Raw genomic sequence first — 26,077 nt, 5'->3', positions numbered from 1 at the left:
AAAGTGGATTAGTAGGATATTTATGTAGTAACTCTTAATCAGTAACTTCTTTTAACAACAGGTAAATGCCATTCGTATAGATAAGAAAGCATTCGTAAAAAGGTAATAATAATAAATAAAAGGTATAATTCAAGGTTGGATGTCATCGCTCCGAGGCCGATTAAGAGACCTGCAATACCTGCCCAAATTGCGTAAATCTCAGATCTTAACAGTATTGGCTTCCTGCCTGCGAGGACATCTCGTACGATACCGCCGCCACTTCCTGTCAGGATAGCAGCAAATACAACCGCAATAAGCGGTAAGTTCATTTCCGTTGCTAGTAAAGCGCCCTGTACAGCGAATGCGCTTAAACCGATAGCGTCAAAAAAATTCCCCCACCTGTTCCAATGCTTTAAAAGCGAATGCTGAAATAAACAAACAATAGTTATAGAAATGAATGCGATAAAAAATAATCCGTTTTGTTCCCAAATATGGATTATTGGGATCCCGAGCAGCAAATTGCGAATGGCACCTCCCCCAAAGGCTGTTACAAATCCGAGTAAATAAAGGCCAAATAAGTCATATTCCTCTTCTGTTGCCACTAAGGCTCCGCTAATCGCAAAAGCGATTGTTCCGATAATGCTTAATACATCCCATGTCATACTTTTTTCTTTTTCTCCTTAAATAAAATTCAAATAATCATTTAAAATCTGGCTAATTTATCATATCATTTGAATACAGTGTTTGGAACGGGTGATTTTTTTGGTATGATAAGAAGAATAGTGAACTATTGAGGGAAGTGACATAATGGAAGAAACATATGAAAAAGCTATACTAGTTGGTTGTCAGCGAGAAGATATTGATGACAGTCGATTTGAATCCTCTATGGAGGAACTTGAATCACTAACGGAAACTGCCGGAGGGCAGGCTCTTGTATTAGTGTCTCAAAAGAGAGTTAAGCCTCATCCTGCTACATATATCGGGAAAGGGAAAGTCGAGGAGCTTATTGCATTAGTTGAAGAGCTAGAACCGGATGTCGTAATCTTTAACGATGAATTGTCTCCCAGTCAAATACGAAATCTAGGTAAAGAGCTGGGAACTAGAATCGTTGACCGTACCCAGTTGATTTTAGATATTTTTGCTCAACGTGCGCGTTCTCGCGAAGGTCAAATGCAAGTAGAGTTAGCCCAATTGCAATATATGCTGCCAAGATTGGCGGGGCAAGGTACTGAATTATCAAGACTCGGCGGCGGTATTGGAACGAGGGGACCGGGGGAAACCAAACTGGAATCTGACAGACGCCACATTCGACGTCGCTTGGATGAGATCAAAAGGCAGTTGGATTCAGTTGTTAAGCATAGGGAACGTTACAGAGCGCGCAGAAAACGAAATAATCGTTTCCAAATTGCATTGGCTGGCTATACGAATGCCGGTAAATCAACCTTGTTTAACCGTCTGGCTGAAGCGGATTCTTATGAGGAAAATCAACTGTTCGCTACCCTTGATCCGATGACCAGGGAATGTCTTCTTCCATCTGGATACAAGGTCCTTATCAGTGATACTGTTGGATTTATTCAGGATTTACCTACCTCCCTTGTTGCGGCATTTAGATCCACGCTTGAAGAAGTGACAGAATCCGATGCCATTTTACATGTAGTGGATTCTTCTCATCCTGATGCTTATAATCATGAGAAGACCGTTCAAAAAATTATCGAGGATTTGGGTGCTGAGGATATTCCTCAATTGATTGTCTATAACAAAAAAGATGCCGCCCATTCTGAATTTGTACCGACATCCAAGGAAAAATCCATTCATATATCTGCTCGTCAGGATGAAGGGATTCAACAACTCCTTTTAGAAATGGAAAAATTGGTTGAAAGCTTTATGGAACCATATTCCGTAATGATTCCAGCTAATGAAGGGAAAATTATAGCCCGGTTAAAGGATGAGACAATCGTTAAATCAACCGAGTTTCATGAAAGCAATGAGACCTATCATCTAAAGGGACTTGCTTTAGCAGACCATGCAATCATGGGAATTATTAAAAATTATGAGTAGGAGTAGGAATGCAACATGTTTGAACAATTAAAGAACGGTGAGAGAATTAAAGAAACTGTTCAGGAAACTGAAAAAATGATTGCTGAAAGATTTTTAGAAATTGAAGAAAATGTAGACTTTAATACAGCGAAGGTATTGAAAGCCTTCCAGGAAAATCAGGTTAGTGATGCCCATTTTAATCCATCAACAGGTTATGGGTATGATGATATGGGAAGAGATACATTGGAAAAGGTGTTTGCTCATGTATTTGGAGCCGAAGCGGCACTTGTCCGCCCGCAAATCATATCTGGAACACATGCTATTTCAACTTCCTTATTCGGCGTGTTACGCCCTGGAGATGAGCTTTTATACATCACTGGAAAGCCATATGACACGCTTGAAGAGATTGTTGGCATACGCGGAAGTGGTATAGGATCCTTAAAGGAATATCAAATATCCTATCAATCTGTCGCTTTAAAGGAAGATGGGTATGTTGACTTTGATGCAGTAGCAAAAGCCATTAAACCAAATACGAAGGTAATTGGAATTCAACGCTCAAAAGGCTATGATAACCGCCCATCATTTAAAATTGCAGAAATCAAGGAAATGATTCAGTTTGTAAAAGCTATCAAACAGGATGTCGTTGTCTTTGTTGATAACTGCTATGGAGAGTTTGCTGAGAAAATGGAGCCTACTGAGGTTGGTGCGGACCTAATGGCTGGTTCCTTAATTAAAAATCCTGGCGGCGGTTTAGCGAAAACGGGTGGTTATATTGCCGGTAGAGCTGATTTGGTAGAACGATGCGCATATCGTTTAACAACACCGGGTATTGGTGCTGAAGCGGGTGCTTCCTTGTACAGTTTATTAGAAATGTACCAAGGATTCTTCTTGGCTCCGCATGTTGTTGGACAATCCTTAAAAGGAGCAATCTTTACAGCTGCCATGCTAGAAAAATGGGGATTTAACGCTTCACCTACATGGAACGAACCAAGAACAGATCTCATTCAATCAGTCCAATTTCATGACAGAGATAAGATGGTGCTGTTCTGTCAGCAGATTCAGTTTGCTTCACCAATTAACTCTCATGTAACACCATATCCTGCTTATATGCCAGGATATGAGGATGATGTAATCATGGCTGCCGGAACGTTTATTCAGGGAGCGAGTATCGAATTAACCGCTGACGGTCCGTTAAGACCGCCATATACCGCTTTTGTACAGGGCGGACTAACGTACTCCCATGTTAAAATAGCCATTTGCAAAGCAATTGATCAGATGATTGAAAAAGGATTAATAAAGTAACTAATAATAACTCCCTTATTTTTGGAATAGGGGAGTTTTTTATTAGTAAAAATGGTCAGTGTGAGTTACAAGTAACCGATTATTTGCAGAGTGGGATTCAAAGTGAACTCTGTTTATCTATATCATATTAGCTGTTTATTGAATGGCATCGCATAGCATAGGTGTCTGAAGGGTGGAGGATAGGTGTTATGCTGCACCCATGGCACACCTATGCCGCACCTATGCGGGGTCAAAGGTGTCTGGAAGGTGCTGAATAGATGCTATGCTACATCTTTGTTACACCTATTCCTAATTAAAGGTGTTTGATAGATGTAAGATAGGCGTAGGATACCGTGGCTTTCCTGCATCTTCTATACACCTCTAGTGTGTCTGTGCAATATCTTTTCTGTATCTTGGTCTATTTGCTCCATAGAGGTAGGTATACTTTTTAGTGGAAAAGAGTTGAATTAATGTGTAAATAGAAGTGCTTTTTTATGTGAAATTCAATAAGGACCAGCTTGTTGCTTTTATTTATAAATTAATAGGTTAATTGTCTGAGTTTGGGGTAAAAGAAGTAAAGCAGTTAAAATGATACATTACTCCAGAGATTCCATGTCAGAAAACCTTACATATGATTGACAAAGAAGTTTACATGGCATAAACTAACAATATCAAGAAGAGGTATTGAAGGAGGATGTAGTGGTGAGCGGTAACATCAGAAGAACCATGCCACTTTTTCCAATGAGTATTGTCATGCAGCTGACCGATTTAACTGCACGTCAAATCCGTTATTATGAAGAACACAAATTGGTTTATCCAGCCAGAACAGAGGGTAATCGAAGGATGTTTTCGTTAAACGATATTGATCGTCTTTTGGAAATTAAAGAATTGCTTGATCAAGGCATAAATATGGCTGGGATTAAAAAAATTCTTGAACCTTCTATTTATAATGAAACTGAAATAATTGCTAAAGATGAACATTCTAAAGAAGAAACAAAACCAGAATTGACCAATGCGCAATTAAGAAAATTATTGCGTGATGAAATTTTGAAGGCTGGCCGCTTTACAACGAGAGGCAGCAACCAATCTGGTGATATGCATCGGTTTTTTAATTAAAAATTAAAATATAAAAAGCTTTATTATTTAAGGAGGAAAAAGGAAGATGGGGAAATACACTGCGGATGATATTAGAAAGTTAGCTAAAGATGAAAATGTGAAATTTATTCGATTACAATTTACCGACATTCTGGGAACAATTAAAAACGTAGAAATTCCAGTAAGTCAGCTTGATAAAGCATTAGAAAATAAAATGATGTTTGATGGTTCATCCATTGAAGGGTTCGTTCGTATCGAAGAATCTGATATGCTTTTATATCCAGATCTTGATACATGGGTAATTTTTCCTTGGACTGCTGAAAAAGGAAAAGTGGCTCGTTTAATCTGCGATATTTACAATCCGGATGGCACACCTTTCTCAGGTGACCCACGTGCTAATTTAAAACGTGTGTTAGAGGAAATGAAAGAGCTAGGTTTCACAGATTTCAATCTTGGGCCTGAACCAGAATTCTTCTTATTCAAATTGGATCAAGCAGGGGAACCAACTTTGGAGTTAAATGATAAAGGCGGATACTTTGACCTTGCTCCTACAGATTTAGGTGAAAATTGCCGTCGCGATATCGTTCTTGAGCTAGAAGAGATGGGATTTGAAATTGAAGCTTCCCACCATGAGGTAGCTCCAGGACAACATGAGATTGATTTTAAATATGCTGATGCGATTACAGCATGTGACCAAATCCAAACGTTCAAATTGGTAGTAAAAACAATTGCTCGTAAACATGGCTTGCACGCAACTTTCATGGCAAAACCATTGTTCGGTGTGAATGGTTCCGGTATGCACATGAACTTATCTTTATTCTCTGATGGAAAGAATGCTTTCTACGATACAAAAGGAAATATCGAATTGAGCGAGACAGCTCATCAATTCATAGCTGGTATCATTGAGCATGCGCCTGCGTTCACGGCAGTAACAAATCCAACAGTTAACTCATACAAACGTCTAGTTCCTGGATACGAAGCACCTTGTTATGTTGCATGGTCTGCTCGTAACCGTAGCCCACTAATCCGTATTCCGGCTTCCCGTGGATTGAGCACACGTGTTGAGGTACGTTCTGTTGACCCAACAGCAAATCCATACCTAGCTATGGCAGTATTACTTAGCGCTGGTCTTGATGGCATTAGAAATCAGAAAAAAGCTCCGGCACCAATTGACCGTAATATCTATGTAATGTCTGCACAAGAACGTGCTGAAGAAGGTATTAAAGATCTTCCGTCTACATTATATCAAGCGTTAGTAGAATTACAAAAAAACCCAGTCATCATGAATGGTCTAGGTGATCATATTCTGGAACACTTTGTAGAAGCAAAAGAGATTGAATGGGATATGTTTAGAACTCAAGTTCATCCATGGGAGAGAGAACAATATCTTCAAATGTATTAATAGCTGAAACCCTTGATACTGCGGTATTGAGGGTTTTTTCTTTTTGTGGTCAAATACGTTAATTCATGATGTTTTGAAAAACCGCCCACGAATTTTCATTTAATTTAATATGTCCTTGGTGTAATCCTCGAATTTATTCATGCTATCTGCTTCAATCTTCTTCGATATGTGAGAGTACAGATCAGCGGTGAGTGATCTGCATGGATCCATGACCCAATCGTACTTGGATGTATTTCATCGAAGCTCCTGATTATGGGAGTAGAACAGCATGAGTATGCCTTAAAGCGTGAATTGGTATCTTTGGCAATCCGGCTCTTTTATGGATTCGTTCCATAGCATTAAATAGTTACAGGTAATGAATATCCTGTGCGAAAGGTTTCGTGGATTTAAAGTATAATTGGAACATACTATACGGTAACATGAGAAGAATAAAATAAGAGGGTTCCTAAGTGGGATTCCTCTTATTTGTATATGACAAATGAACCGCATCTTGAGCCTCTTGTTGAAGTTATATACCAACGCTATTATTAACGTAAGTCGGATAAAGGATGATTATATATGAAGAAACTTTTGTGTATTTTCCACACCATGCGGTTACGCTATTTGCTTCAACATGTGGAATCATCTAAGGAAGTTAATCAAAAAATTCTTCTTTTGCATTTAAAATTAAACGAATTAGAAAAGCTGAAAATTTAAAATTAAAGGGACTTTCCACTCTGGAAGTCCTCTTTTTTATAAAAACTTTTCCCCTCTTATTAATAAATCGCCTCTGACTGATATTATAAAAGTAGGAGGCGATAAAAATGAGAGACACATGGAAAACTGATGCTAGAATTCCATGGGAACCGGAAGCGGATGAATTTCTGGAGAAACAACTAAGAATATACTCTAAAGAGAAGTTTGCTGTTATAGCGGTGAAGGACATAGCGAAAAGCCCTTTATAGATCGCCTTAGTTGGATAAAAAACGGCAAGCAGAATCCAGGTGTATGCTCTGCCGATATAGTGCACACAATCCCTTAAGGGAAGGGGAGAAGTCTTACCATTTAAGGATTTAATATAAAAAAACCGAGGCAGTTTTTATGCCCAGCAAAATTGCTCGCCTCTGTCAAAAACTATAGTTGCCGTTTAATTTATTTTAAGTGTCCCCCAGGGCTCTTTTTATATATTCTAATAAAAGGGGGTACTGATAAAAATGGGGAAAATTATAGATATTTCACATCACCAGCCACCATCGTCTATAAATTATGACAAACTAGCCAAGGAAGTGGATTTAGTTATTGTTCGTACTCAGTATGGATCTTCTACAATCGACAGACATTATAAAACTCATCACAAGGAATTTAATAAGCGTGGTGTACCAACTAATGCCTATGCGTGGGTAAGAGGTATTTCGATCTCTGATATGGAGAAAGAGGCTACTGATTTTTATAACCGGACTAAAGAATTTAGCCCGCCTGTTTACTGGCTTGATGTTGAGGAGAAGAGCATGAAAGATATGAGAACAGGGGTTAAGGCCTGTGCAAAGAAATTGAGAGCTCTTGGGGCAAAGAAAGTAGGGATATATATTGCCAATCATCTCTATAAATCCTTTAATATCGATATAAGAGACTTTGATGCTGTTTGGATACCTTCTTATGGGCGTAACAATGGCAGGCGAGCAAGTAGCAGGAAACCTGACTATGCTTGCGACTTATGGCAGTTTACAGACAAAGGAATAGTAGATGGATATGCTGGTAATGTAGACTTGAATGCAATTATAAGTAATAAACCATTGAGTTTTTTCACGGGTAATAATGATCAAATCACATAGTATGAGGGGACTTCTAGTTGGAGTCCTCTTTTTTTGCCTAAAGTGATGCTCGTGTAAAGTGAGCCATTCTCTTGGCCAACTATTCAGACATTAAATGATAGTTATATAGTCTAATTATGGCACAAAAGAAAGATTCTTCGCATATGATGAGGGTGAAGGTTACAGATGTTAAAACAGTTGGTGATCAATATGTTAGAAGAGTTCAAAGAGTACAAGCGTCAGACGGAAGGGCAATTTGATAAACAGGACGTGCGTTTTGAAAAACATGAACTCCGGATGGACAAGCAGGAGGATCGGTTGGACCAAATGCGTAGTACACAAATTGTACACGATCAGCAGATTGCTGGTATTTTAGAAACCCTAAAAGACATTAAAGGAGATACTGTATGGTTAAGAAGAACTGTGACCGCTGCCGTTATAGGTGGAACTATTCCAGCGGTTATCGGTTTTATTGTGTTTGCTATACAAAAACTGAACTAAGGAGGGTGCATGATGAAAAGATCTATACCATATTTTGAGGCACTAGTCAGTATATTGAGCTATTACCTTGCTATGGTATGTATGTTCAACAATGATATGTTTCAGCAATTGCCAGAGTTATATGGAACTTTAAGTCAGTTGGGAAGCGAGACATTGTTTGCTCTCATTTTCTTTTCTGCAGCTACCATTAAGGTTATTGGGCTGGTTATTAATAGTTATGTAATGAGAAAGTTTGGGTTAGGGTTATCCGCCTTAATTTATTTAATCATTGCTGTTTCTTATGCCACGAGTGAAATGTCCTTAAATTGGGGGGCAGGGATTTTCTTTTTACTGTCAGCATTCAGCCTTTTAAATATATTTGAAGTTAAGCATACTAAGTTAATGGAGTGATAGAATGAATTGGAAAGTACGTTTTAAAAACCCAACCTTATTATTGCATTTGCTACTTTAGTCACCAGCTTTATATATAAATTGCTCGGTTTAATAGGAGTCATGCCGTCTGTCGCAGAAGATGATGTTACACCACAATTAGTTTTGATTTTTGTGGTTATTTTAGCTGAATTGGTATTGTTCAGGATCCTGCCATTAAAGGAATAGGAAACAGTAGACAAGCCTTGACTTATGAAGTGCCAAGAGATGACAAACCCGATGTATATGTACCATTGGGTTTCTTGTGTTCATAATATACGTTACCTAAGACGTATCCTCTCAAAACTCTGCCTTACATAAAAGAAGAGAAGGCAATCCTTTTAGGACCGCCTTCTCAAGAATTTATTGAGCATTATTTTAGCATGGTTTGGATTAATACAGGGTCATGATCACTTGCCCGTCCGTGTTCTTCCATGAAGGCAGCGTTGATGTGAACAATATCAACAGCTGTACGCAATGTTAGTGGTTTCGAAACAAGGATATGGTCTAGCACTTGTAAATTCCCTTGATAGGCGTACGTATAGCGGTCAATTGAGGGAATCAAATCAATCATATTCGTCAGTTCCCTTCCCTTCAGTGTTTTGAGTGTATCTGTAAATTCAAAGTCATTTAAGTCTCCGAGAGCAATAATATTGGCATTCTTGTTCTTGGACTGGATTTCTTTTACAAATTGATTCACCACATTTGCTATGCTAATGCGCTGCTCCTCACTAGACAATATAGCCGGCTGGTTTTTTCCAAAGAGCGGCTCATCTCCGCCTTTTGAATTAAAATGGTTAGCGATGACGATAACATCCTTCCCATTAAAGGTGAATTGGGCAGCTAAAGGCTTACGACTACTATCGAAAGCAGGATTTTCAGGATCAATTCGTCCTGGATTAGCTGTCAGTTTGCCATCTTCATAGCTGACTGCTTCATTCGCACTGCCTTTTGGAGCAGGAGTGAGTGACACTCGCTCTGGGTTATATAAAAATCCAACGCGAATATTCGCTCCAGGAGCGCCTCCGTCTTGATTATTAACCGGCGCAATATCTGTGAATGAATAAGCAGGACCGCCCAACTCTTTGATTTTATCAATCAATGTTTGATAGCTTGCACTTGCATCTGTATTACCGCTATTTGTGGCACCATCATTATCCTGAATTTCAGTAAGTCCAATGATGTCAGGCTGATTTAGATTGTCTGTAATGGCTTTTGCAAGTTTAGTAGTTTTCTCGTCTCTTTCCTTCGGGGAGAAATTTTCTACGTTATAGGAAGCGACTGTAAGTTTTTTTGCATGTTGCTTAAATTTCGTTACCTCTTGTGTCAGGCTACCATTTTTAAGCTCTGGTAAATTTTCTTTATCAGATAAGATCCGGTAATTGCTGAAACCATAGCTTACAACTCCATGAATATCTCCAGTAAATGAATCGCCTGTCTTGGTAACAAAGCTTGAATCACCAGTATCAATGATGAGTCGCTCTGGGTTATAATCGTTTTCTGAAATCCTCAAGCCTTTTGCCAGGGTGTTGAGTAAAGTATATTTTGACACTACATATAGTTCGCCATAATCCTGCGGTGCAATAACCTTCGGCTGTTTAATGTTTACGAGCATTCCCTCTAGGCTCTCGTAATAATCAATCCCGTCCTGATATGGATCAAACTTGCTGAACTGGTCGTTATCGATGATTCGTGTTGGCTGTCCTTTAAGCGGGCTAATCTCAATCGGCTTAGGGAGCGGTTGTGAGTCATTTACAATCGTAATGTTAGTAGCATTGATTTCTGTAACCGGTAAATCCGTTGTTAATTTTTCTGCATAACCTTCAAGTACCCATTCTTTAACCTGACCGCTTGCTTTAATGGTATTACCAACTTGTGCAGCATGGTTTCTTTTATAGACAAGTATGCCTTCTGAGGTGGCAGGGTTTTTATCAGGCGTTAGAGATTGCATGTAAAAGTTGTTAGCATCGGCAATATAAGTTACGATGCCTTCAACATCTGCCACATATTGATCCTGAAATAGGGAGTAGTGCTCGGCACCTTGAATGTCATGTATCTGTAAACCACTAGTGGCAATGTAATAGGCTAGTGATACAATATCACTGTTTTTATAGCCGTCTGCTACGACGATTGCTTTAACTGTCGTGTTTTCTGTGATGATGATGGGGGTCGTGTACACTTCGCTGTCTATGGTAGGTTCCATCCCATTTGTTGTATAGTGGATGGTTGCGTTTTCCGTCTCTGTTGTTAAGGAAATAGCTGTACCGACTGATACTGGTCCGGGAGAGACTGAGCTCGCAGCAGCGGCAGCTTTCGGAGTTGGATCATGTTCTTCTGCAAAAACAATGGAGGTAGGTGATTTTAATCCAGGCACTGTATAGTAAGCCTCAAGATTTCCAGTAACGTGAATTTTACTGCCGATGATGGATGGATTAGACTGCAGCCCAAATTCTGCTCGGAATTTAGCCGGGAGCTGGATAGGAAGCAGTTTTTCTTTATCCGTTTCATTGGGTGAATCAGCTAGCGCAATATTAAAATCACTGCTGAATGGTGCTTCAAAATCGTAGCTATTATTTCCTGTCGTATGGGCAACGATATAGCCTTCAACAGTAGCATTGCCTGTATTGTTTGCTATTGCCTCTGTTACAGTAATTGGTCCATCTGCCTTGGGTGTTACCGCAGGAATGAACGATAAGAGGAGCAGGAACACGAGAAAGGCTGGGACGAAGAAACGATTAATATTGGATTTTGACATTCGACACTCTCCTTTAAATTTCTATCATTTCTCCCATATACTACAAAAAAGAGGGCAATTAGTACAGGGTGGTTAGATTCATTTTTCAATTGAAAGTTATAGTCAATATAAGTAAAAAGTCATGATTCTATTGTTTTTTAGAAAGGTATTGACTCCGAATCCTCAATTTTTTGAAGTTAGAAATATCGTTTAGTAAAAAATATCGAGTTTCTTCTATTAAATATAGGGCTGAGAGAATACTATAGCCAGAATGAGCCTAGGAGAGAGCTTTTTATTTTCAATAGATTAACATCTTAATGAAGTTAAGGTGCAGATTTGATGAACTAGGATAGGAAAATACGGGGTAAGAATTATAGAAAAAATGAAGAGAAAACACTAAGTAGGAAAAGTAAGAATAGAGGTTGAATGTAGGCAAATAAAAAACCCCGTTAATCGAGACGGGGTACTTTAAGTTCAGCATATCTTTTTGCAACCAAATGCTTCAGTTGCTCTAAATCTTCTAATGTAGTTTTATTTCCGATATAATCTTTAATCACCGGAGGTATGGTTATTGAATTCGTTTTTTTCGTTGGCTCTTTTATGTCCATTTTTAGCATCTATCCTTCTGGAAAACTATTATAGTACCATTATATAGTTACAATGTTACGAATAGATTAATAGGAGTTTACATTTTAATATTATTAAGAAGTCAAAAGAAAGCCAATTTACCGAAAAGATAGGATTAAGTTACGGTAGCAATCATTTACCCAACTGATGGGTATGATAAAAGGGAGAATGAATTAAGAAGGATTCAGTTAAATTCTTTGAATCCTTTTATCTAACCAGACTAAAGAGAGTATATTTTCGTTTAACATAATATAGTCGAGATTACACCTATTGTATAGATTATTTGTCTGTGGAGTGTTTAATTTTGCCCACAATTTTTGGAGGGAAAAATAAAAATCGCTTTCTTCTCGAGTAATGCATATGCTGTGGTGCAGGATCGAGTGTTTCATCTCCTAAAAAGTCGAGCATAGTATTAGTTGAAATATGCGCATGAACCATACTTACTTTCCATTGATCGTGATGAATATCTCCGCGTATGATTAAATTTCCCCAAATACTATACATACTGTATCGTTCTAATAACCAAAAATCCAAAGAGTCCGGCAGGGGTTCGTATAAAATCTGTTTACGCTCATATTGAACATCGAGTTGATAGGTTTGTTTACTGCTATCTCGTACACTTTGAAAATAAAATTGATCCCTTTCCTGTTGAAAGTACATATGTGCTTTTTTATAAGGTAGGCCCAAGCCCACTTGTGCTCCCAAGACGGTTAATAGTTTATCAGCATCCAAACTAAAAAAATAAATACCAGGAACACCCTTGTATTTAACATATGTACGTACATTCAGCTCTAAATAAGTATGAAGATATGGAAAATGTGGAAGCCCTCTTGCTCTCATTTTAGTTATCTTAAAGGGAATAATCGAAATCCATGCTTTTCCTTCATATAAATCAATCTCCAATTCCTCCGGCACATATGGACGAAGAAGGGTGGGGTCTATTTGATAATGTAAAAATAGCATATCATTCCATACCTGGGTCAGTACCCACGGTGATTTCGGTAAAGGGAAAGGGCGATGTTTCGTTTCTTTCAACTCAAAATACATAAATTCCGCCTCATTTCTCTAGGTATATTAAATGTTTTGCCCATATATATAGATATTAAACATTCCGATAAAGCAACACGGCATAATAAAAAGAATAGAACAAGAGGGAATGCAATTTACATAATATTTAAGAGTGATTATAGCTGAGGGAAATATGGAGTTAAATATAAAATTTCCAGATCTAATAGTACTGATGTAATGTATAGGTAAAAATAAAGACCTCTCTAATCAGAAAGATTTGAGAGGCTTTTTATAGTTTCTGATTAAATTATCGGAGATCACACCTAAGGCGCATGACATTGTAAAACAATCGAGCATCTCGTCCCATTTTTGTTCGAGGATTTATTTGTGATTGAAGGCAGTTTAACAGCATCTCGTCACACTGTTTGGTGGGTCCAAATCTCTTATAACAGTCATCATGTTTCTTGCAGCATGAGTCTACTTGATTAGTAGGTCCCCATGGACCAGAACAGCCAGGACCGCACCAATTATATCCTGGATAACATAGTCCTTTGCCTGCACGTCTTCTTCTTTGCATACTTCCACCTCCATATAAATCTTTATAATTAATATATGAGGAGTCGGACAAAACGTAAGGGCGGATAAATAGTGAATGTTTCCTTTTGTTTTCTAATGGGCTGTTGTGACAAAACAAATATATCCTTATAGAAAAAAGCCCAGAGTGAATCTCTGGGCTAAAAACTAAGATATGACAATCTCACAATCTATTATTTATTCAATTCACGGATAATATGCATTCCGGAAACCCATCCTTGTGTACCATTTGAAAGTTTCACCTTATACCATCCATTGCTGGTTTCCGGATTGTTTTTTGAATCAACCGATAGCTCAATATATTGATAATTAGATAGGGTACCGACTATACTGCTGCCTGTATTCGCAGCAGAACGGACATTTAAGGATGTAGCATCCACACGCGCCAGATTTTTAACGGACATGTAGTTATAATAACTGCTTAATCCAAAACTGGATGTATAATACATTTCCCCTTTGTATTTTACTTTTAAAGACTCATTGTTATGTTTTTCTAGTAAATTAAAGGTTTCACCAGCTTGAATGCTGACAGAAGATCCTGAGTTTGTTTTTGTGACATATTCAGAACTGACCCAGCCGGTTTTTCCGTTATATTGAACCTTATACCAGCTACCACTTGCACTAAGATAGGTTATCGTTTTCCCATTAGGAATGGTGAGCAGAATAGAACCATCTGTTGAAGCACTTGATCGCAAATTTAGGTTTGAAGTTGTCTGATAAACGGTTGAACCTGTGTTATCTGCTGATGTCAGATTAATTGTTTTATGGGCTACAGCAAGAGTACCGGTAGGAAAGACATCTTTTGCATCAGGATAAGAGGGTCTGCTTGGCACCGTTTTATTCGGGGTGGCATTTTTTGCACCCTCGTTACTGTAATCAAGCATCGCCGACATATGTTTGGCAATCGCTTTTCCCCAATTTGAATCGGTCGCATAATAAAAATTCATCCCGCTGCTTAGGCTGTCGATTCTATTCCCATTACTATCTTTAACGGTAGAACCAAGATAAGCACCTTTATAGGACCAGTATCCTTCATTTAAATACGTTGCTTTCATCATTTGAGCAATAAATTCAATATTTGATTTGATTGTATTAAATTTGACAGCACCCACGAATGGAGCTGCATCGTAGGCTCCGTAACCAAACAGATTATTTTTTGCCAATGATATAGTCGATTTACCGAAATTGCTCTCATGAATGGCATGTGCTGCAAGATACAAAGCGTTCACGCCATACTTGTTTGCTGCATCAATAAATATGCTTCCCCTGTTATATAGAACACTGTTGGAGGAGGTTGCATTTTTCGCAATATACGTATTAATCTGAGCAGCTGTTACGGATGATTTTGTCCTTAAATCCATCGTTACATAGGAATCTGAACTGATTGGATTAGAGGAATCGGAGGTAGATGCTCCTTTTACCAGGTAGGATGAGTTGACCCAGCCTGTAAGTGAGTTAAAGGAAACCTTATACCATGACCCTTTTTTGGATAAATACGTAACCTGCTTTCCTTTAGGTATAGTAGTAATGACTGTTGCACTGGTAGAGCCTGAAATTCGAAACTTCAAATTAGCAGTTGTCGTATAAATCTCTTTATTCTTTACTTCCTCTTTTTTATCTTCAGTTGTTTCCTTTAGGAATTCAGAGCTGACCCAACCTGTTTTGTTTCCATACTTCACCTTAAACCAAAAACTGTTTTTTGATAGATAGGTAACTTTCTCTCCTTTTGGTATAAGCGTTAATACAGACCCCTGGGTAGAAGCCTCAGTTCTTAGATTCAGTTTAGCAGTAGTTTGATAAGTCAAATTCGCCTTTGGTTTTTCAACAGAAGGGGAGGGGCTCTCATTTTTAACCGGTGTAACACCTTTTAAATAACTGGAGCTGACCCAACCGGTTTTACCGCTATATTTCACCTTGAACCAAGAACCGCTCTTGGAAACATAAGTAACAGATTTCCCTTTAGGAATTGTCGTTAAAATGGATCCTTTCGTTGAAGCAGAAGAACGTAAATTTAAATTTGCTGTGGCTTGATACTTCACCTCTTGCTGTGGTTTTGCCACGGTAGATGGTGTGCCTGTACCGTTTGTTGGTATAGCAGCAGTTAAATAACTGGAGCTGACCCAACCGGTTTTACCGCTATATTTCACCTTGAACCAAGAACCGCCTTTAGAAACATAAGTAACGGATTTCCCTTTAGGAATCGTCGTAAGAATAGATCCTTTTGTTGAAGAAGAGGATCGTAAATTTAAATTAGCTGTTGCTCGGTACGTAACCTCTTGCTGTGGTTTTGCCACAGCGGAAGGGGTGCTGCTCGTTGGTTTAGCAGCAGCTGAGTTAGCTTTTAAATAACTGGAGCTGACCCAACCGGTTTTACCGCCATATTTTACTTTGAACCAAGAACCGCTTTTGGAAACATAAGTTACGGATTTCCCTTTAGGAATGGTCGTTAAAATAGCTCCTTTTGTTGAAGCGGATGATCGTAAATTAAGGTTAGCTTTCGTTGTATAGGCTGATGAACTGCTGGTAACAACAGCAGATTTCACCACAGCAGCAGGTTCAACCTTAGCTTTCTTATTTATTTTTTTTACATAATCTGAACTAACCCAGCCCGTAGTAGTTTGATATTTTACTTTAATCCAAGAACCGCTAGTGGAAATATAGGTTAGGGTTTTCCCTTTAGGTATGGTTTTCAGGATTTTCCCATTGGTTGACGCTTTGGATCGTAAATTAAGATTAGCTGTAGTTTGATAGCCAGAGACAATTGCTTTACTAGAAGTAATATTTTCAGCTTTCTTCACATACTTATTATTGACCCATCCTGTGCGATTGTTAAATTTCACTTTGAACCAAGAACCACTTTTTGCAAGGTAGCTAATCTTTTCCCCTTTAGGGATGGTTAAGAGTACAGTGCTTTTAGTAGAATTACTGACTCGTAAATTTAAATTAGAAGTGGTTTCGTAATACGTAACACTAGATGCTTCTGCCTTTTTGGTGTCCAATAATTTTAATGATGTATCCCCGCTATATAGGATAAATCCTGCAGATAATAAAAGTGTTGTACCCTTATAGACCAATGGCTTATGGCTTGCCTTTTGATTTTGCAAATGTACATCCTCCTTTATTCTCCCTCAGTTTTACAAGGCTGTATGGCATATATTTTTGTCAGACAACTGCAAAGACCAGTTAAATCAATCCCAAACAAATTTAAGGATAAAATGAGTAACTAAAAAATGTCTCCATCATAAAATGTCATAGAGGGTGCTATATCACATATCGGCATAATTTGGGAAATCTTTAGCGAGAAATGTAAGATTCCATAATTTAGATGTTATTTTTTCATTAAAAAAAGGAATAAAGGTAATAATAATGTAGAAAGGGGGAGATAAAATGGAAGGTTATCTACAAAAAATAACGAAAAAGATATCTAGTTATTGTTTTCATCTGGATATGAAAAAGAAAGTGAAAAACAGTCATTTCACGATTGTCTCAGACAATGATTGGGGCAAGAAAGTATACGATGATTTAGGTATGGAATACAACTCTCCATTTATTGGAATGTTCATATTTGCACCGGACTATATTGAGCTTTTATCTAACTTTGAGCATTATATGAAATCTCCCCTTAAATTTACACTCCATTCAAAATATGATGGAATAACGGATATCTATCCCATTGGGCTGTTGGACCAGAAAGTGGAGATCCATTTCTATTCCTATAAGTATAAACAGACAGCATTAAATGACTGGAATGAAAGAGTTAAACGCATAAATTGGGATCAGTTGTTTTTTAAATTCAGCGATCAGTATCAGTGCAGAAAAGAATGTATTGAAACGTTCAATCAGTTGCCTTTAAAAAACAAAGTCTGTTTTACGGCTAGGCCAATGGGACATTTAGACAATGTGATTTGTTTTTCAAATCAACACATAGAAACCAAATTACAAAATGAGCTAACGGATTATAAGAAATACTTTGATGTAGCATCTTGGCTGAATACAGGGGAAGTGATTAAGAAAGAGCCTGAAAAAAGAAAAGCCAATTTTGAACTGCATTTTCCTTTTAAGCTAATCGACAACAAATAGATAATTAATTAAAACACCGGTGTTTTCCGGTGTTTTTTATGTGCTCATGGTATTAGACCGACGCTGCAGGCAGATTGCACTTAAAAAGGCTAATCTATTAATTCTTATCCTAACTCTCCGTACGATTTTCAAAATGGTAATCCGTTTTTATATGTGGATTTTGCTTTAATAATTGACGAACAAATTCAGTTTGGTTTTTTGGTGAAATGGCAATCGTATTAAATCCTGTAAAATTAATTTCTATTTTATTCATAGATTGGGCAGGATCTGTAAAAGGATTTCTGGTTTTTCTTATACTACTAATCGTATCAATCTTAATTTCCTTCTTAAATGGACCGTAGTGTATGGTGAGGAGATTTTCCGCAATTGTATATCCCGTTTTAAGCCATATCCACATTAAACAAAAACCAACTGGTACTAAGAGTACGATTTTAATCCATTGCTTGTCTAAGAACTCAGGGGTCATCCAAACACCAAGGTCTGGAAAGAAAATGGGTGAAAGAATAAAAATAAATGCGAATAACCAAATGGTAGCGGTTATCCATAAGTCTCTTTTTGATGAAAAATACATGCTATCATCCTCTATTCGTTTGAATTTATACTTTCTTGGTGGTACGTATGTAGATGTAATTTACCCTTCAAATTAACAGGTGAATTAATGGAAATTCGCCGTCGATTGGCCGTTTTACGATTTGGGTCAGCTTTCAATTTGTATTTTACCAAAACAATCCATATTTTAGGTGTGTAAAATAGTTTCTATTCTGAAATTTTAAATTAAGATATTCGCTTAGGGAAAGAAATAATATATAAATATAGTTTTTCTTGAGATATCCATTATTTTTGATAAAAGTGCTACAGGAAATGAAAATTACCAATGTTTTTTGAAACTATCTGTCTGTTTGTTCGTATGTATAGTATGGTAAAATTGCCTTAGAAAGGGGTGACTGTTTATGTTCTATATGATCCTTCTTGGATTGGTAGGAGCTACAGCTGTAGTTTTTCTGCAGGACGCAAAACCAGCAGGACCAAAACAGGAACGTTTGGCAAATGTGATGAAGCGAATAGCAGGTAAAAATCAAAAAGACCAGTTTGTATGCACTCAATTGGATGATCGTTATGCCCATTATGTATATGAATTGGATTCAAATATACTATCTATCTTGGCTGGACCGGATTACATTACGATTAATGCGCAAAAAGCTAAAACCAAACAGCCTTTACTGGATGTTCGATACGATACAAGATCTAGAGTTTATACAGAAAAGAAAATCTCTGAACAGTTATTAAAGAAAGAAAGCGATCTAGAAAAGATTGACCTGTTTTTAAGATGGGCTATTATGAGTTTTCAGCCGGAAAAAATGAAAATGATATATCAAAATAACAATAACTTTACTGCTCTTATAAACGAGCTGGAAGATGCGAGAAAAAGAAACTATCTCTCATCACCGATTGATCATGCCTTTACTCAAATTATCCCAAGCCTGGGTTATTTACTGGAGCATGTGGATCTCATCTCTGATGTTGATTATGAGCATCAGGTTAAGGAGACAATAATTAAAGATTTACGAAAGCTGATAGCTGACTTTAGTCAATTGGAATCCAAACAACAAGAAAAGTATGAACATGATACATTAAATCGACTGATTATCATACAGGAGCGAATTACACAAATTCGCAGACATATTGACAATACAAGGGAATTTGACTTAAAGAAAACATTGACTACAATCGATCAAAGATACGAAAAATAATGTTGGACAAGAGGTGGAAAACCGATGAGTGAACAAAATAGGGAATTTGATGAAACAGCGATTCAATCATTCATAAATCCCGAAGATATGAAAAAATTAAATGATGAAGCAACTCAGGTCGTCAAAAAAATATCTGACACGGATGCACATAATATTGACTCCGTCCTAGAGCATTTAAGCAATTTCGGCGGCAATGAGCAACGTATGGCTGGGGAATCATTAAACAGTCTACGCAGACCAGTCAAGGACATGATGGACAACAAGGACAATCACGATATACCAACTAATCTGCTCAAGCTTCGCGAGGCGGTTTCTGACCTAAATCCAAATGCCTATCAGACAAAAGGAATAGCAAAGATTGTTCCGAAGTTTTTGCGCAAGAGTTCAAATGAAAAGTTTATTGCAAAGTATCAAACAGTGGAAAAGAATATTGATGAAATCGTCCAGTCCTTACTTAGAGGAAGAGATATGCTTCAGGAGGATAATGCTGAGCTTGATGTCATCAAAAAAGATGTCCATGAAAAAATTTATCTCTTAGATAAACAAATCTATATGGGTCAGCATCTTTTCCAAATGATTGAGGATAAAAAGAACGATCCAGAATGGCAGAATAAGCAGCAGCTTGTCATGGAGGCACAGGAGAAAATTATTGTGCGAACAAAGAATATGAGCTCTATGGTAAATGTGCTACAGCAATCCCTTGCTTCTGTTGATATTATCAAGAAAAATAATGATAAATTGAAAGAAGCCATTCGGAATGCAATTGATACGACTAAGAACTTAGCTCCCGTTACATCTGCTATTCATTTGGCACTGCAAAATCAGGAAAGAATCATTACAGCAATCAATGACGTAAATGAAGCTACAGAAAACATGATTTTGGCAAACGCGCAAATGCTAAAAGAAAACACAGAAAAAACAACGAAGCTCCTGGAGAATCCATCTATCTCGATTGAAAAGCTTCAAAAGGCTTACCAGGATATTTATTCTGCTATTGAGACCCAGGAAGCATCCAGCAGAAGGATTATCGCCAGCAGTAAAGAGTTTGTAACGAAGCTGGATGATATGAACAGAGAAATGAAAACGAAGTTATTAAATCAATAAGGGGGAAGAAACCATGCAATATGTTAGATATTCTCTCTTGCTGCTAACCTGTTATTTGACCGTGATGTTCAGTGGATTGATACCAGTGGTATTCTTTGATTCATTTGGAATGTTCCTGGGTTCCTATATTTCCATGTCCATCGGGATTACAATTCTTTTATTTGGCTTATTCTTTATGAAAATGAAAGAAAACCATTCATTGAAAATGAGGTTGCTTGTCATTAATACGATTGGTTTCCTGCTATTCCATTTTAATTTTGCAGGATACACTTCATACAACTCCATGGTACTGTGTTATCCCATCCTAGCAGTCTTAACATTGGTTGCATACGACAAGTATTATAAAAAGCAGAAGGAAAAAGGAAATCGAATATACTACTGAAACGCCGATTGATTCGGCGTTTTTTTTATTTAACTGTTCTTCAGAGACGGGACGTCAGATAGGCAGTCTTTTCATTATGCAGCTATCTTCTCAGGTATGGATTAAGAGCAATAATTAAATTAACCTGAAAATGAAAAATAATAAGTATCACAGGTTGATCATCCGTATATGAATGGAAAATTAGAAAAAGTATTTAAAAAGAAAGACAAGCTGGCAGATGGAGGCACGGCTTGTCTTTCTCTTTGTTTTATAGATTGTCTGCAGGAGAAGTGGCATCATACCTCTTTGCTTGTTCATCAGGCACAAAATCCGCATTGAATTCTTTCTCTGATTTAGAAACAACAACAGTTGCCACACCGTTGCCAATTAGGTTCGTAATTGCACGTGCTTCAGACATGAAACGATCGACACCAATTAATAACGCCATTCCTTCTACCGGAATCATTGGGAAGGCAGCCAAAGTGGCGGCCAGTGTGATAAAGCCGGATCCTGTCACCCCTGCAGCGCCTTTTGAGGTTAGCATTAATATGCCAAGCAAGGTCAGTTCTTGCCAGATGGTCAAATCAATCCCATAGGCCTGGGCGATAAAGATGGCGGCCATTGATAGATATATAGATGTACCATCAAGGTTAAAGGAGTACCCTGTAGGGATGACCAAACCGACGACTTGCTTTGAACAGCCGTAGTTTTCTAGCTTTCGCATCATTCCCGGCAGGGCAGATTCGGAAGATGATGTACCAAGAACCAGCAGAATCTCTTCTTTAATATAGGCCATGAACTTAAAGATATTAAAACCGTAATATTTTGCAATTGAGCCGAGGACCAAGACGACGAATAAAAACATAGTGAGGTACACAGAGCCCATCAATTTTCCGAGTGAAACAAGCGATCCAAGACCGAAATTTCCGATTGTATAGGCCATTGCGGCAAACGCGGCGATAGGGGATATTTTCATAACCATATTGACAATCTTAAAGAATATATCAGCTACTATTTCAAAGAAGGTGATGACTGGTTTGGCTCTTTCGCCGACAGAAGCAGCAGCCAGTCCGAATAGAATTGCTGAGAACAAGACCGGAAGCAGTTCCCCTGAAGCAAGGGCGCCGACAACATTCTCAGGAATCAAGTTCAGAATGAATGCTCCGAAGCCCTGATCCGATTCAGCAGCCTGTGCCGTATATTGAGATACATCGCCAGTTTTTAAATTCTCTGTATTAAGCCCGCTTCCAGGCTGAACAAAGTTGACGACAAGAATACCGATTGCTAAAGCAAGAGTGGATACAATTTCGAAATACAATAAAGCCTTGCCGCCAATCTTCCCGATTTTCTTTAGGTTGCCCATGCTTCCAATCCCAATGATTACTGTCAAAAAGATAATTGGAGCAATCAACATTTTAATTAATTTTATGAATAAATCAGCAAGGATTTTTAAACTGGCACCGAACTCAGGGAAAATTGCCCCTACCATAATCCCTAAAATGATACCGGTGACAACTTGGACAGTTAGATTCTTAAAGATTTTCAAAGCCGCCCCTTCTTTCTGTTTTATTGTTAGCGCTTACAATTTATTGTGTTTATCTTAAAGGATAAAGAAGGAATTGTGGGATTATGGTTTTAATGTTCTTTTTGGTCTTTTTGGTCATCAGGATAATTTTCTTAATCGAAAGAATGAGCATATTTCTTTAATCAGCATCTAATCTATATGAAAAAGAAAGACCTTCCGTAGGGGAAGGCCTCATCAGTCAATCGACTCTTGAATCTTTTTTAATAGTTTTTCGTCGAATTGGGTCTTATAGTAATCATACAGTGGCAAGAAAGTTTGCTGCCATTGCCGTAATTCTTCGCCACTTAGATGATAGATTTCAAGCTCAGCGGAAGCTTCCAATTTCGCTAAGGATTCTCTGTTCATTTGCTCGGATTGCGTTAAGTTCCAAGCTGTCGCTTCGTCCATTGCTTCGATGACTGCCTGCTGTAAATTCTTTGGAAGACTGTTCCAAAACTCATTGTTAATCATGACTGCATATCCAAGAATACCATGGTTGGATAGTATCATATGATCTTGCACTTGATAGAAACCCTTAGAATCAATGTTAGAGATCGTATTTTCTTGGCCGTCAAGCTTCTCCCTTTCTAATAAACTATAAACCTGGTCAAAGGAAGCGCTTCGGTTCTCTGCACCAACAAGGTTCAGCTGCCTTTTGAGCATGTTACTTGGCATGGTACGCAGAGTAAGTCCCTCAAGATTATCTGGCAGTTTAACAGGAGAATGGGCCGTTGTAATTTGTTTAAATCCATTATTCCAAAAGGCCAAGCCCTTTACACCATACTCATCAAGCATCCCTAATAGCTCTCCCTTTATGGGACCTGTGAAAATCTCTTCTATATCTTTATAATTCTTCAATAAATACGGCAGATCGAGAACTTGCCATTCGGGAATCCAATCTGTCACTTTTGAGAAGGAGGGAGCAATCATCTCGATATCGCCATTTTGCAAAGCTTGCAGTTCCTCCCCATCTGAGTAGAGTGTGCTGTTTGGATATACCTCTACCTGGATAGCTCCGTTAGTCTTCTTCTCGACTAGCGTTGCAAATTTATCAGCGGTGAGCCCTTTTGGTGTATTTTCGGCAACAACATGACTAAAGTTGATGACAATTTGTTCGTTTAAGCCCTCTTGTTCAAAATCAGGCGGTAAGCTTGCTTTCTGCCCAAAATCATGCCGAACTCCCATGTATATCACCAATACAGCAATGATGGAAACAGCTGTTATTAAAAAACTTTTCATATCATATCCCCGCCATATTATTCTTTTCAATATTCTACCATGTTTTTTGGTGGTACAATGGAAAAAAGTTACTCGAGGAGTTTTGGGCATGAAGCAAATATCTATCCATTGGAAGATTATGACTATGACTTTCTTCATCATTATCTGTTCTTTTGCTGTTGCAGGTATCTTTGTGCTCGGAAGTTTCATGGAAAAGAAGGAGGCAGAAATCAGCGAACGGAGCCTGCTCCTCTCAAGAACGGTTGCTGAATTGCCTGAGGTGAGGAAGCTGCTTTCAGAAGGCGGTGACAAAAGCAGAGCGGAAGAAATAAACCCAGTTGTTGAGCGGATTAGGGTTATCAATAATGCTGATTATATTGTTGTGCTCAATAATAATCGTATCCGACTGTCCCATCCTGTCAAAAGGATGATAGGTACAGTGTCAAAAACGGCAGATGAGGATGCTGCGTTTACGGAACACAGCTATGTCTCTAAAGCGAATGGAGAAGCAGGCACAGTTATGCGCGGATTTGTTCCTATTATGGATGATGAACATAATCAGGTAGGGGTGGTTATCACAGGATATCTGACCCCAACTCTATGGGAAATTGTATGGGGGACAAGGATTGAAATCTTCTTGGCTATTGGTTTTTCGCTGCTACTTGGCGCATGGGGAGCATGGTCACTGGCACGGCATGTTAAAAACCAAATGTTTGGGCTTGAGCCACATGAAATAGCTCGTCTCTATGCCGAACGGAATGAAACCTTCAATGCCATGCATGAAGGAATTATCGCTATTGATAATGATATGACCATTACGGTTTTTAATGAAAAGGCCTATCGTATCCTTGGTGTAGATAAGCAAAATCTAATCGGCAAGAATATTTATGATGTTCTGCCTGATACAAGATTGCCAGAAATCATTGATTTTAATCACCCGGTCTATAATAAGGAGTTATTGGTCAACCAGCATTCCATTTTGAGTAATCGTATTCCTATTCAGGTAAGGGGCAAAACGATTGGAGCCGTCGCAGTCTTTCAGGACAGGACAGACGTGAAGAAGCTAGCCGAGGAGCTTACAGGCGTAAAGGCTTTTGTTCAGGCTCTCCGTGTTCAAAATCATGAACATAAAAATAAGATGCATACAATCGCAGGCTTGCTTCAGCTTGGTAAATATAAAAAAGCAACTGAATATATCTTCCAAGCTAAAGAAGAACAAGAAATGCTCACTGATTTCCTACATGAACGCATTAAAGATGACAATCTATCAGGTTTGCTTTTAAGTAAGGTTAGCCATGGGAAAGAACTAGGTATCGAAGTCGAAATAGATAAGAACAGCAATTGGACTCATTTTCCCAATGGGCTTGACCATCATGATTTTGTCGTCATTATCGGAAATCTTATTGAAAATGCATTCGAGGCTGTACAGAAATCTATCCAAAAAGAGCGTAAAGTGTCTATTAGCTTGGACCAAACGGATGAATCTACATCAATTTTGGTGGAGGATAATGGAATTGGGATGGATGAAGCCGTCATCAATAATCTATTCAAAAATGGATACACCACCAAACAAGAAGAAGGACATGGGATTGGCATGTACTTGATTCATGAAATTGTCGCCAAAGGCGGCGGCAATATTGAAGTGGATAGTTCTCCTGGTGAAGGGACCAGCATTGTCATTACTTTTTAAGGGGGAAATGAAATGGAAACAGTTACTGTATTACTAATTGAGGACGATCCAATGGTACGCGAGGTTAATCGTGGGTTTATTGAGAAAATAGAAGGCTTCCATGTCGTCGGTTTTGCCCCGAACGGTAAGGTGGGGCTTGAACAAATAGAAATCTTGAAGCCAGAACTTGTTTTAATGGATATATTCATGCCTGAACAGGATGGGCTTGCTACTATCCGCAAAATCAGGGAAAAGGCCATTTCGACAGAGGTCATCGTCGTTACGGCAGCTAATGACCAGCAGACAATTCGGGAAATTCTGCAGTTTGGAGCTTTTGACTATGTCATGAAGCCATTCACCTTTGAGCGAATGAAGCAAGCGCTCGAAAACTATAAGGCATACAGGGAGCAATTCAAACAGAAAGAGGAGTTGACTCAGGATGAATTGGACCGTCTCTTGCGCAGCCAACCTGAACAGGGGCATAAAATGAAGAAGGAAGTACTCCCTAAAGGACTTAACCCGGCAACAATGGAGAAAATACTTCTATTCATCGAAGAGAAAAAGAAACCAATCTCGGCAGAAGAAGTTGCCGAAGGGACTGGACTTGCAAGAGTCACAGCTCGTCGTTATCTGGAACATCTCGAAAAGCAAAACAAAGTAGAAATTGTATTACAGTATGGCGGGATAGGACGGCCTATCAACCGTTATCAAACGGTTAATTGATATTAGCATTAATCAGTTAAGAAGCTACAAAAGCTAAATATTTCTTGTTTTATCAGAGAATTATTGCAATATCCATTCAAGGTTATTCAACGTTTGGCAACCTAGCAATGAAAAGTAAAAAATACAATACATCCTGGGGAAAAACTTTATT

General features: G+C 38.3%; 25 protein-coding genes and 1 pseudogene. 16 read left to right on the top strand and 10 right to left on the bottom strand.

Features of this window, described 5'->3' with window-relative positions; genetic code table 11:
- Positions 1–38 precede the first annotated feature (38 nt).
- Positions 39–641, bottom strand: coding sequence for a trimeric intracellular cation channel family protein (locus tag AC4G3N_RS06370; RefSeq protein WP_139891111.1), 603 nt, complete (start codon positions 639–641; stop codon positions 39–41).
- A 145-nt stretch (positions 642–786) separates the two neighbouring features.
- Between AC4G3N_RS06370 and hflX the strand changes: the two genes are divergently transcribed.
- From hflX to glnA, 4 genes are all read left to right on the top strand, one after another.
- Positions 787–2,037 (top strand): GTPase HflX, encoded by a 1,251-nt coding sequence (gene hflX, locus AC4G3N_RS06365; protein ID WP_066104235.1) that lies wholly within the window; start codon positions 787–789, stop codon positions 2,035–2,037.
- Positions 2,038–2,052: 15 nt separating this feature from the next.
- Positions 2,053–3,318 carry a methionine gamma-lyase family protein gene (locus tag AC4G3N_RS06360; RefSeq protein ID WP_491089936.1) on the top strand — a complete coding sequence of 422 codons (1,266 nt, stop codon included), beginning with the start codon at positions 2,053–2,055 and terminating at the stop codon, positions 3,316–3,318.
- 681 nt (positions 3,319–3,999) lie between these two features.
- Positions 4,000–4,413 (top strand): MerR family transcriptional regulator, encoded by a 414-nt coding sequence (locus AC4G3N_RS06355; RefSeq protein ID WP_066104229.1) that lies wholly within the window; start codon positions 4,000–4,002, stop codon positions 4,411–4,413.
- A 46-nt stretch (positions 4,414–4,459) separates the two neighbouring features.
- Positions 4,460–5,794, top strand: a complete 1,335-nt coding sequence (glnA, locus tag AC4G3N_RS06350) for a type I glutamate--ammonia ligase (RefSeq protein WP_066104225.1) — start codon at positions 4,460–4,462, stop codon at positions 5,792–5,794.
- Between the two features lie 99 nt (positions 5,795–5,893).
- Here glnA and AC4G3N_RS06345 read toward each other — a convergent pair.
- Positions 5,894–6,140 (bottom strand): annotated as a pseudogene (locus AC4G3N_RS06345) (tyrosine-type recombinase/integrase); the annotation flags it as partial.
- A gap of 212 nt (positions 6,141–6,352) precedes the next feature.
- Between AC4G3N_RS06345 and AC4G3N_RS06340 the strand changes: the two are divergent.
- The 6 genes from AC4G3N_RS06340 to AC4G3N_RS06315 all read left to right on the top strand — a co-directional run bounded on the left by AC4G3N_RS06340 (position 6,353) and on the right by AC4G3N_RS06315 (position 8,768).
- Positions 6,353–6,490 (top strand): hypothetical protein, encoded by a 138-nt coding sequence (locus tag AC4G3N_RS06340; RefSeq protein ID WP_180349899.1) that lies wholly within the window; start codon positions 6,353–6,355, stop codon positions 6,488–6,490.
- A gap of 107 nt (positions 6,491–6,597) precedes the next feature.
- Positions 6,598–6,738 (top strand): hypothetical protein, encoded by a 141-nt coding sequence (locus AC4G3N_RS06335; RefSeq protein ID WP_491089935.1) that lies wholly within the window; start codon positions 6,598–6,600, stop codon positions 6,736–6,738.
- 249 nt (positions 6,739–6,987) lie between these two features.
- A complete protein-coding gene (locus AC4G3N_RS06330; RefSeq protein WP_491089934.1) occupies positions 6,988–7,605 on the top strand; it encodes a glycoside hydrolase family 25 protein in 618 nt (205 codons plus the stop codon).
- Positions 7,606–7,770: 165 nt separating this feature from the next.
- Positions 7,771–8,085, top strand: a complete 315-nt coding sequence (locus tag AC4G3N_RS06325) for a hemolysin XhlA family protein (protein ID WP_491089933.1) — start codon at positions 7,771–7,773, stop codon at positions 8,083–8,085.
- Positions 8,086–8,097: 12 nt separating this feature from the next.
- On the top strand, positions 8,098–8,475 hold the full coding sequence (locus AC4G3N_RS06320) for a hypothetical protein (protein WP_491089932.1): 378 nt from the start codon (positions 8,098–8,100) through the stop codon (positions 8,473–8,475).
- A 170-nt stretch (positions 8,476–8,645) separates the two neighbouring features.
- Positions 8,646–8,768 (top strand): phage holin, encoded by a 123-nt coding sequence (locus tag AC4G3N_RS06315; RefSeq protein WP_491090079.1) that lies wholly within the window; start codon positions 8,646–8,648, stop codon positions 8,766–8,768.
- A gap of 98 nt (positions 8,769–8,866) precedes the next feature.
- On the opposite strand, the gene AC4G3N_RS06310 is transcribed toward AC4G3N_RS06315, so the two are convergent.
- The 5 genes from AC4G3N_RS06310 to AC4G3N_RS06290 form a co-directional block, all read right to left on the bottom strand.
- Positions 8,867–11,248 (bottom strand): DUF8508 domain-containing protein, encoded by a 2,382-nt coding sequence (locus tag AC4G3N_RS06310; RefSeq protein WP_491089931.1) that lies wholly within the window; start codon positions 11,246–11,248, stop codon positions 8,867–8,869.
- 428 nt (positions 11,249–11,676) lie between these two features.
- Entirely contained in the window at positions 11,677–11,835 is a 159-nt protein-coding gene (locus tag AC4G3N_RS06305) for a hypothetical protein (RefSeq protein WP_175354261.1), read from the bottom strand.
- 298 nt (positions 11,836–12,133) lie between these two features.
- A complete protein-coding gene (locus tag AC4G3N_RS06300) occupies positions 12,134–12,901 on the bottom strand; it encodes a YqjF family protein (RefSeq protein WP_491089930.1) in 768 nt (255 codons plus the stop codon).
- A 268-nt stretch (positions 12,902–13,169) separates the two neighbouring features.
- Positions 13,170–13,439, bottom strand: a complete 270-nt coding sequence (locus AC4G3N_RS06295; protein WP_491089929.1) for a Parvovirus coat protein VP1-like protein — start codon at positions 13,437–13,439, stop codon at positions 13,170–13,172.
- 190 nt (positions 13,440–13,629) lie between these two features.
- Entirely contained in the window at positions 13,630–16,560 is a 2,931-nt protein-coding gene (locus tag AC4G3N_RS06290; protein WP_491089928.1) for an SH3 domain-containing protein, read from the bottom strand.
- 283 nt (positions 16,561–16,843) lie between these two features.
- Between AC4G3N_RS06290 and AC4G3N_RS06285 the strand changes: the two genes are divergently transcribed.
- Entirely contained in the window at positions 16,844–17,536 is a 693-nt protein-coding gene (locus AC4G3N_RS06285) for a DUF1919 domain-containing protein (RefSeq protein WP_139891103.1), read from the top strand.
- 109 nt (positions 17,537–17,645) lie between these two features.
- Here the strand turns inward: AC4G3N_RS06285 and AC4G3N_RS06280 are convergent, their stop codons facing one another.
- Positions 17,646–18,107, bottom strand: coding sequence for a PH domain-containing protein (locus AC4G3N_RS06280; protein WP_066104197.1), 462 nt, complete (start codon positions 18,105–18,107; stop codon positions 17,646–17,648).
- A 379-nt stretch (positions 18,108–18,486) separates the two neighbouring features.
- Between AC4G3N_RS06280 and AC4G3N_RS06275 the strand changes: the two genes are divergently transcribed.
- Genes AC4G3N_RS06275 through AC4G3N_RS06265 form a run of 3 tightly spaced genes read left to right on the top strand, consistent with a single transcriptional unit; the run spans position 18,487 to position 20,773 of the window.
- Positions 18,487–19,287 carry a hypothetical protein gene (locus tag AC4G3N_RS06275; protein WP_066104194.1) on the top strand — a complete coding sequence of 267 codons (801 nt, stop codon included), beginning with the start codon at positions 18,487–18,489 and terminating at the stop codon, positions 19,285–19,287.
- 24 nt (positions 19,288–19,311) lie between these two features.
- The gene (locus AC4G3N_RS06270) at positions 19,312–20,391 is read left to right on the top strand and encodes a toxic anion resistance protein (protein ID WP_066104191.1); all 1,080 of its coding nucleotides are present in this window, start codon (positions 19,312–19,314) and stop codon (positions 20,389–20,391) included.
- 13 nt (positions 20,392–20,404) lie between these two features.
- The gene (locus AC4G3N_RS06265; RefSeq protein ID WP_066104187.1) at positions 20,405–20,773 is read left to right on the top strand and encodes a hypothetical protein; all 369 of its coding nucleotides are present in this window, start codon (positions 20,405–20,407) and stop codon (positions 20,771–20,773) included.
- Positions 20,774–21,020: 247 nt separating this feature from the next.
- On the opposite strand, the gene AC4G3N_RS06260 is transcribed toward AC4G3N_RS06265, so the two are convergent.
- Entirely contained in the window at positions 21,021–22,298 is a 1,278-nt protein-coding gene (locus AC4G3N_RS06260; protein ID WP_140461376.1) for a dicarboxylate/amino acid:cation symporter, read from the bottom strand.
- Positions 22,299–22,511: 213 nt separating this feature from the next.
- Positions 22,512–23,555, bottom strand: coding sequence for a DctP family TRAP transporter solute-binding subunit (locus AC4G3N_RS06255; protein ID WP_491089927.1), 1,044 nt, complete (start codon positions 23,553–23,555; stop codon positions 22,512–22,514).
- An 88-nt stretch (positions 23,556–23,643) separates the two neighbouring features.
- On the opposite strand from AC4G3N_RS06255, the gene AC4G3N_RS06250 reads away from it, so the two are divergent.
- The gene (locus AC4G3N_RS06250) at positions 23,644–25,224 is read left to right on the top strand and encodes an ATP-binding protein (RefSeq protein WP_139891100.1); all 1,581 of its coding nucleotides are present in this window, start codon (positions 23,644–23,646) and stop codon (positions 25,222–25,224) included.
- 12 nt (positions 25,225–25,236) lie between these two features.
- Positions 25,237–25,926, top strand: coding sequence for a response regulator (locus AC4G3N_RS06245; RefSeq protein ID WP_066104175.1), 690 nt, complete (start codon positions 25,237–25,239; stop codon positions 25,924–25,926).
- The last annotated feature ends 151 nt before the right edge of the window (positions 25,927–26,077 follow it).

The organism is Bacillus sp. z50, assembly GCF_058313585.1.
The sequence above is the reverse complement of the archived record's forward strand: the minus strand, read 5'-3'. Positions and strand labels throughout refer to the sequence as shown.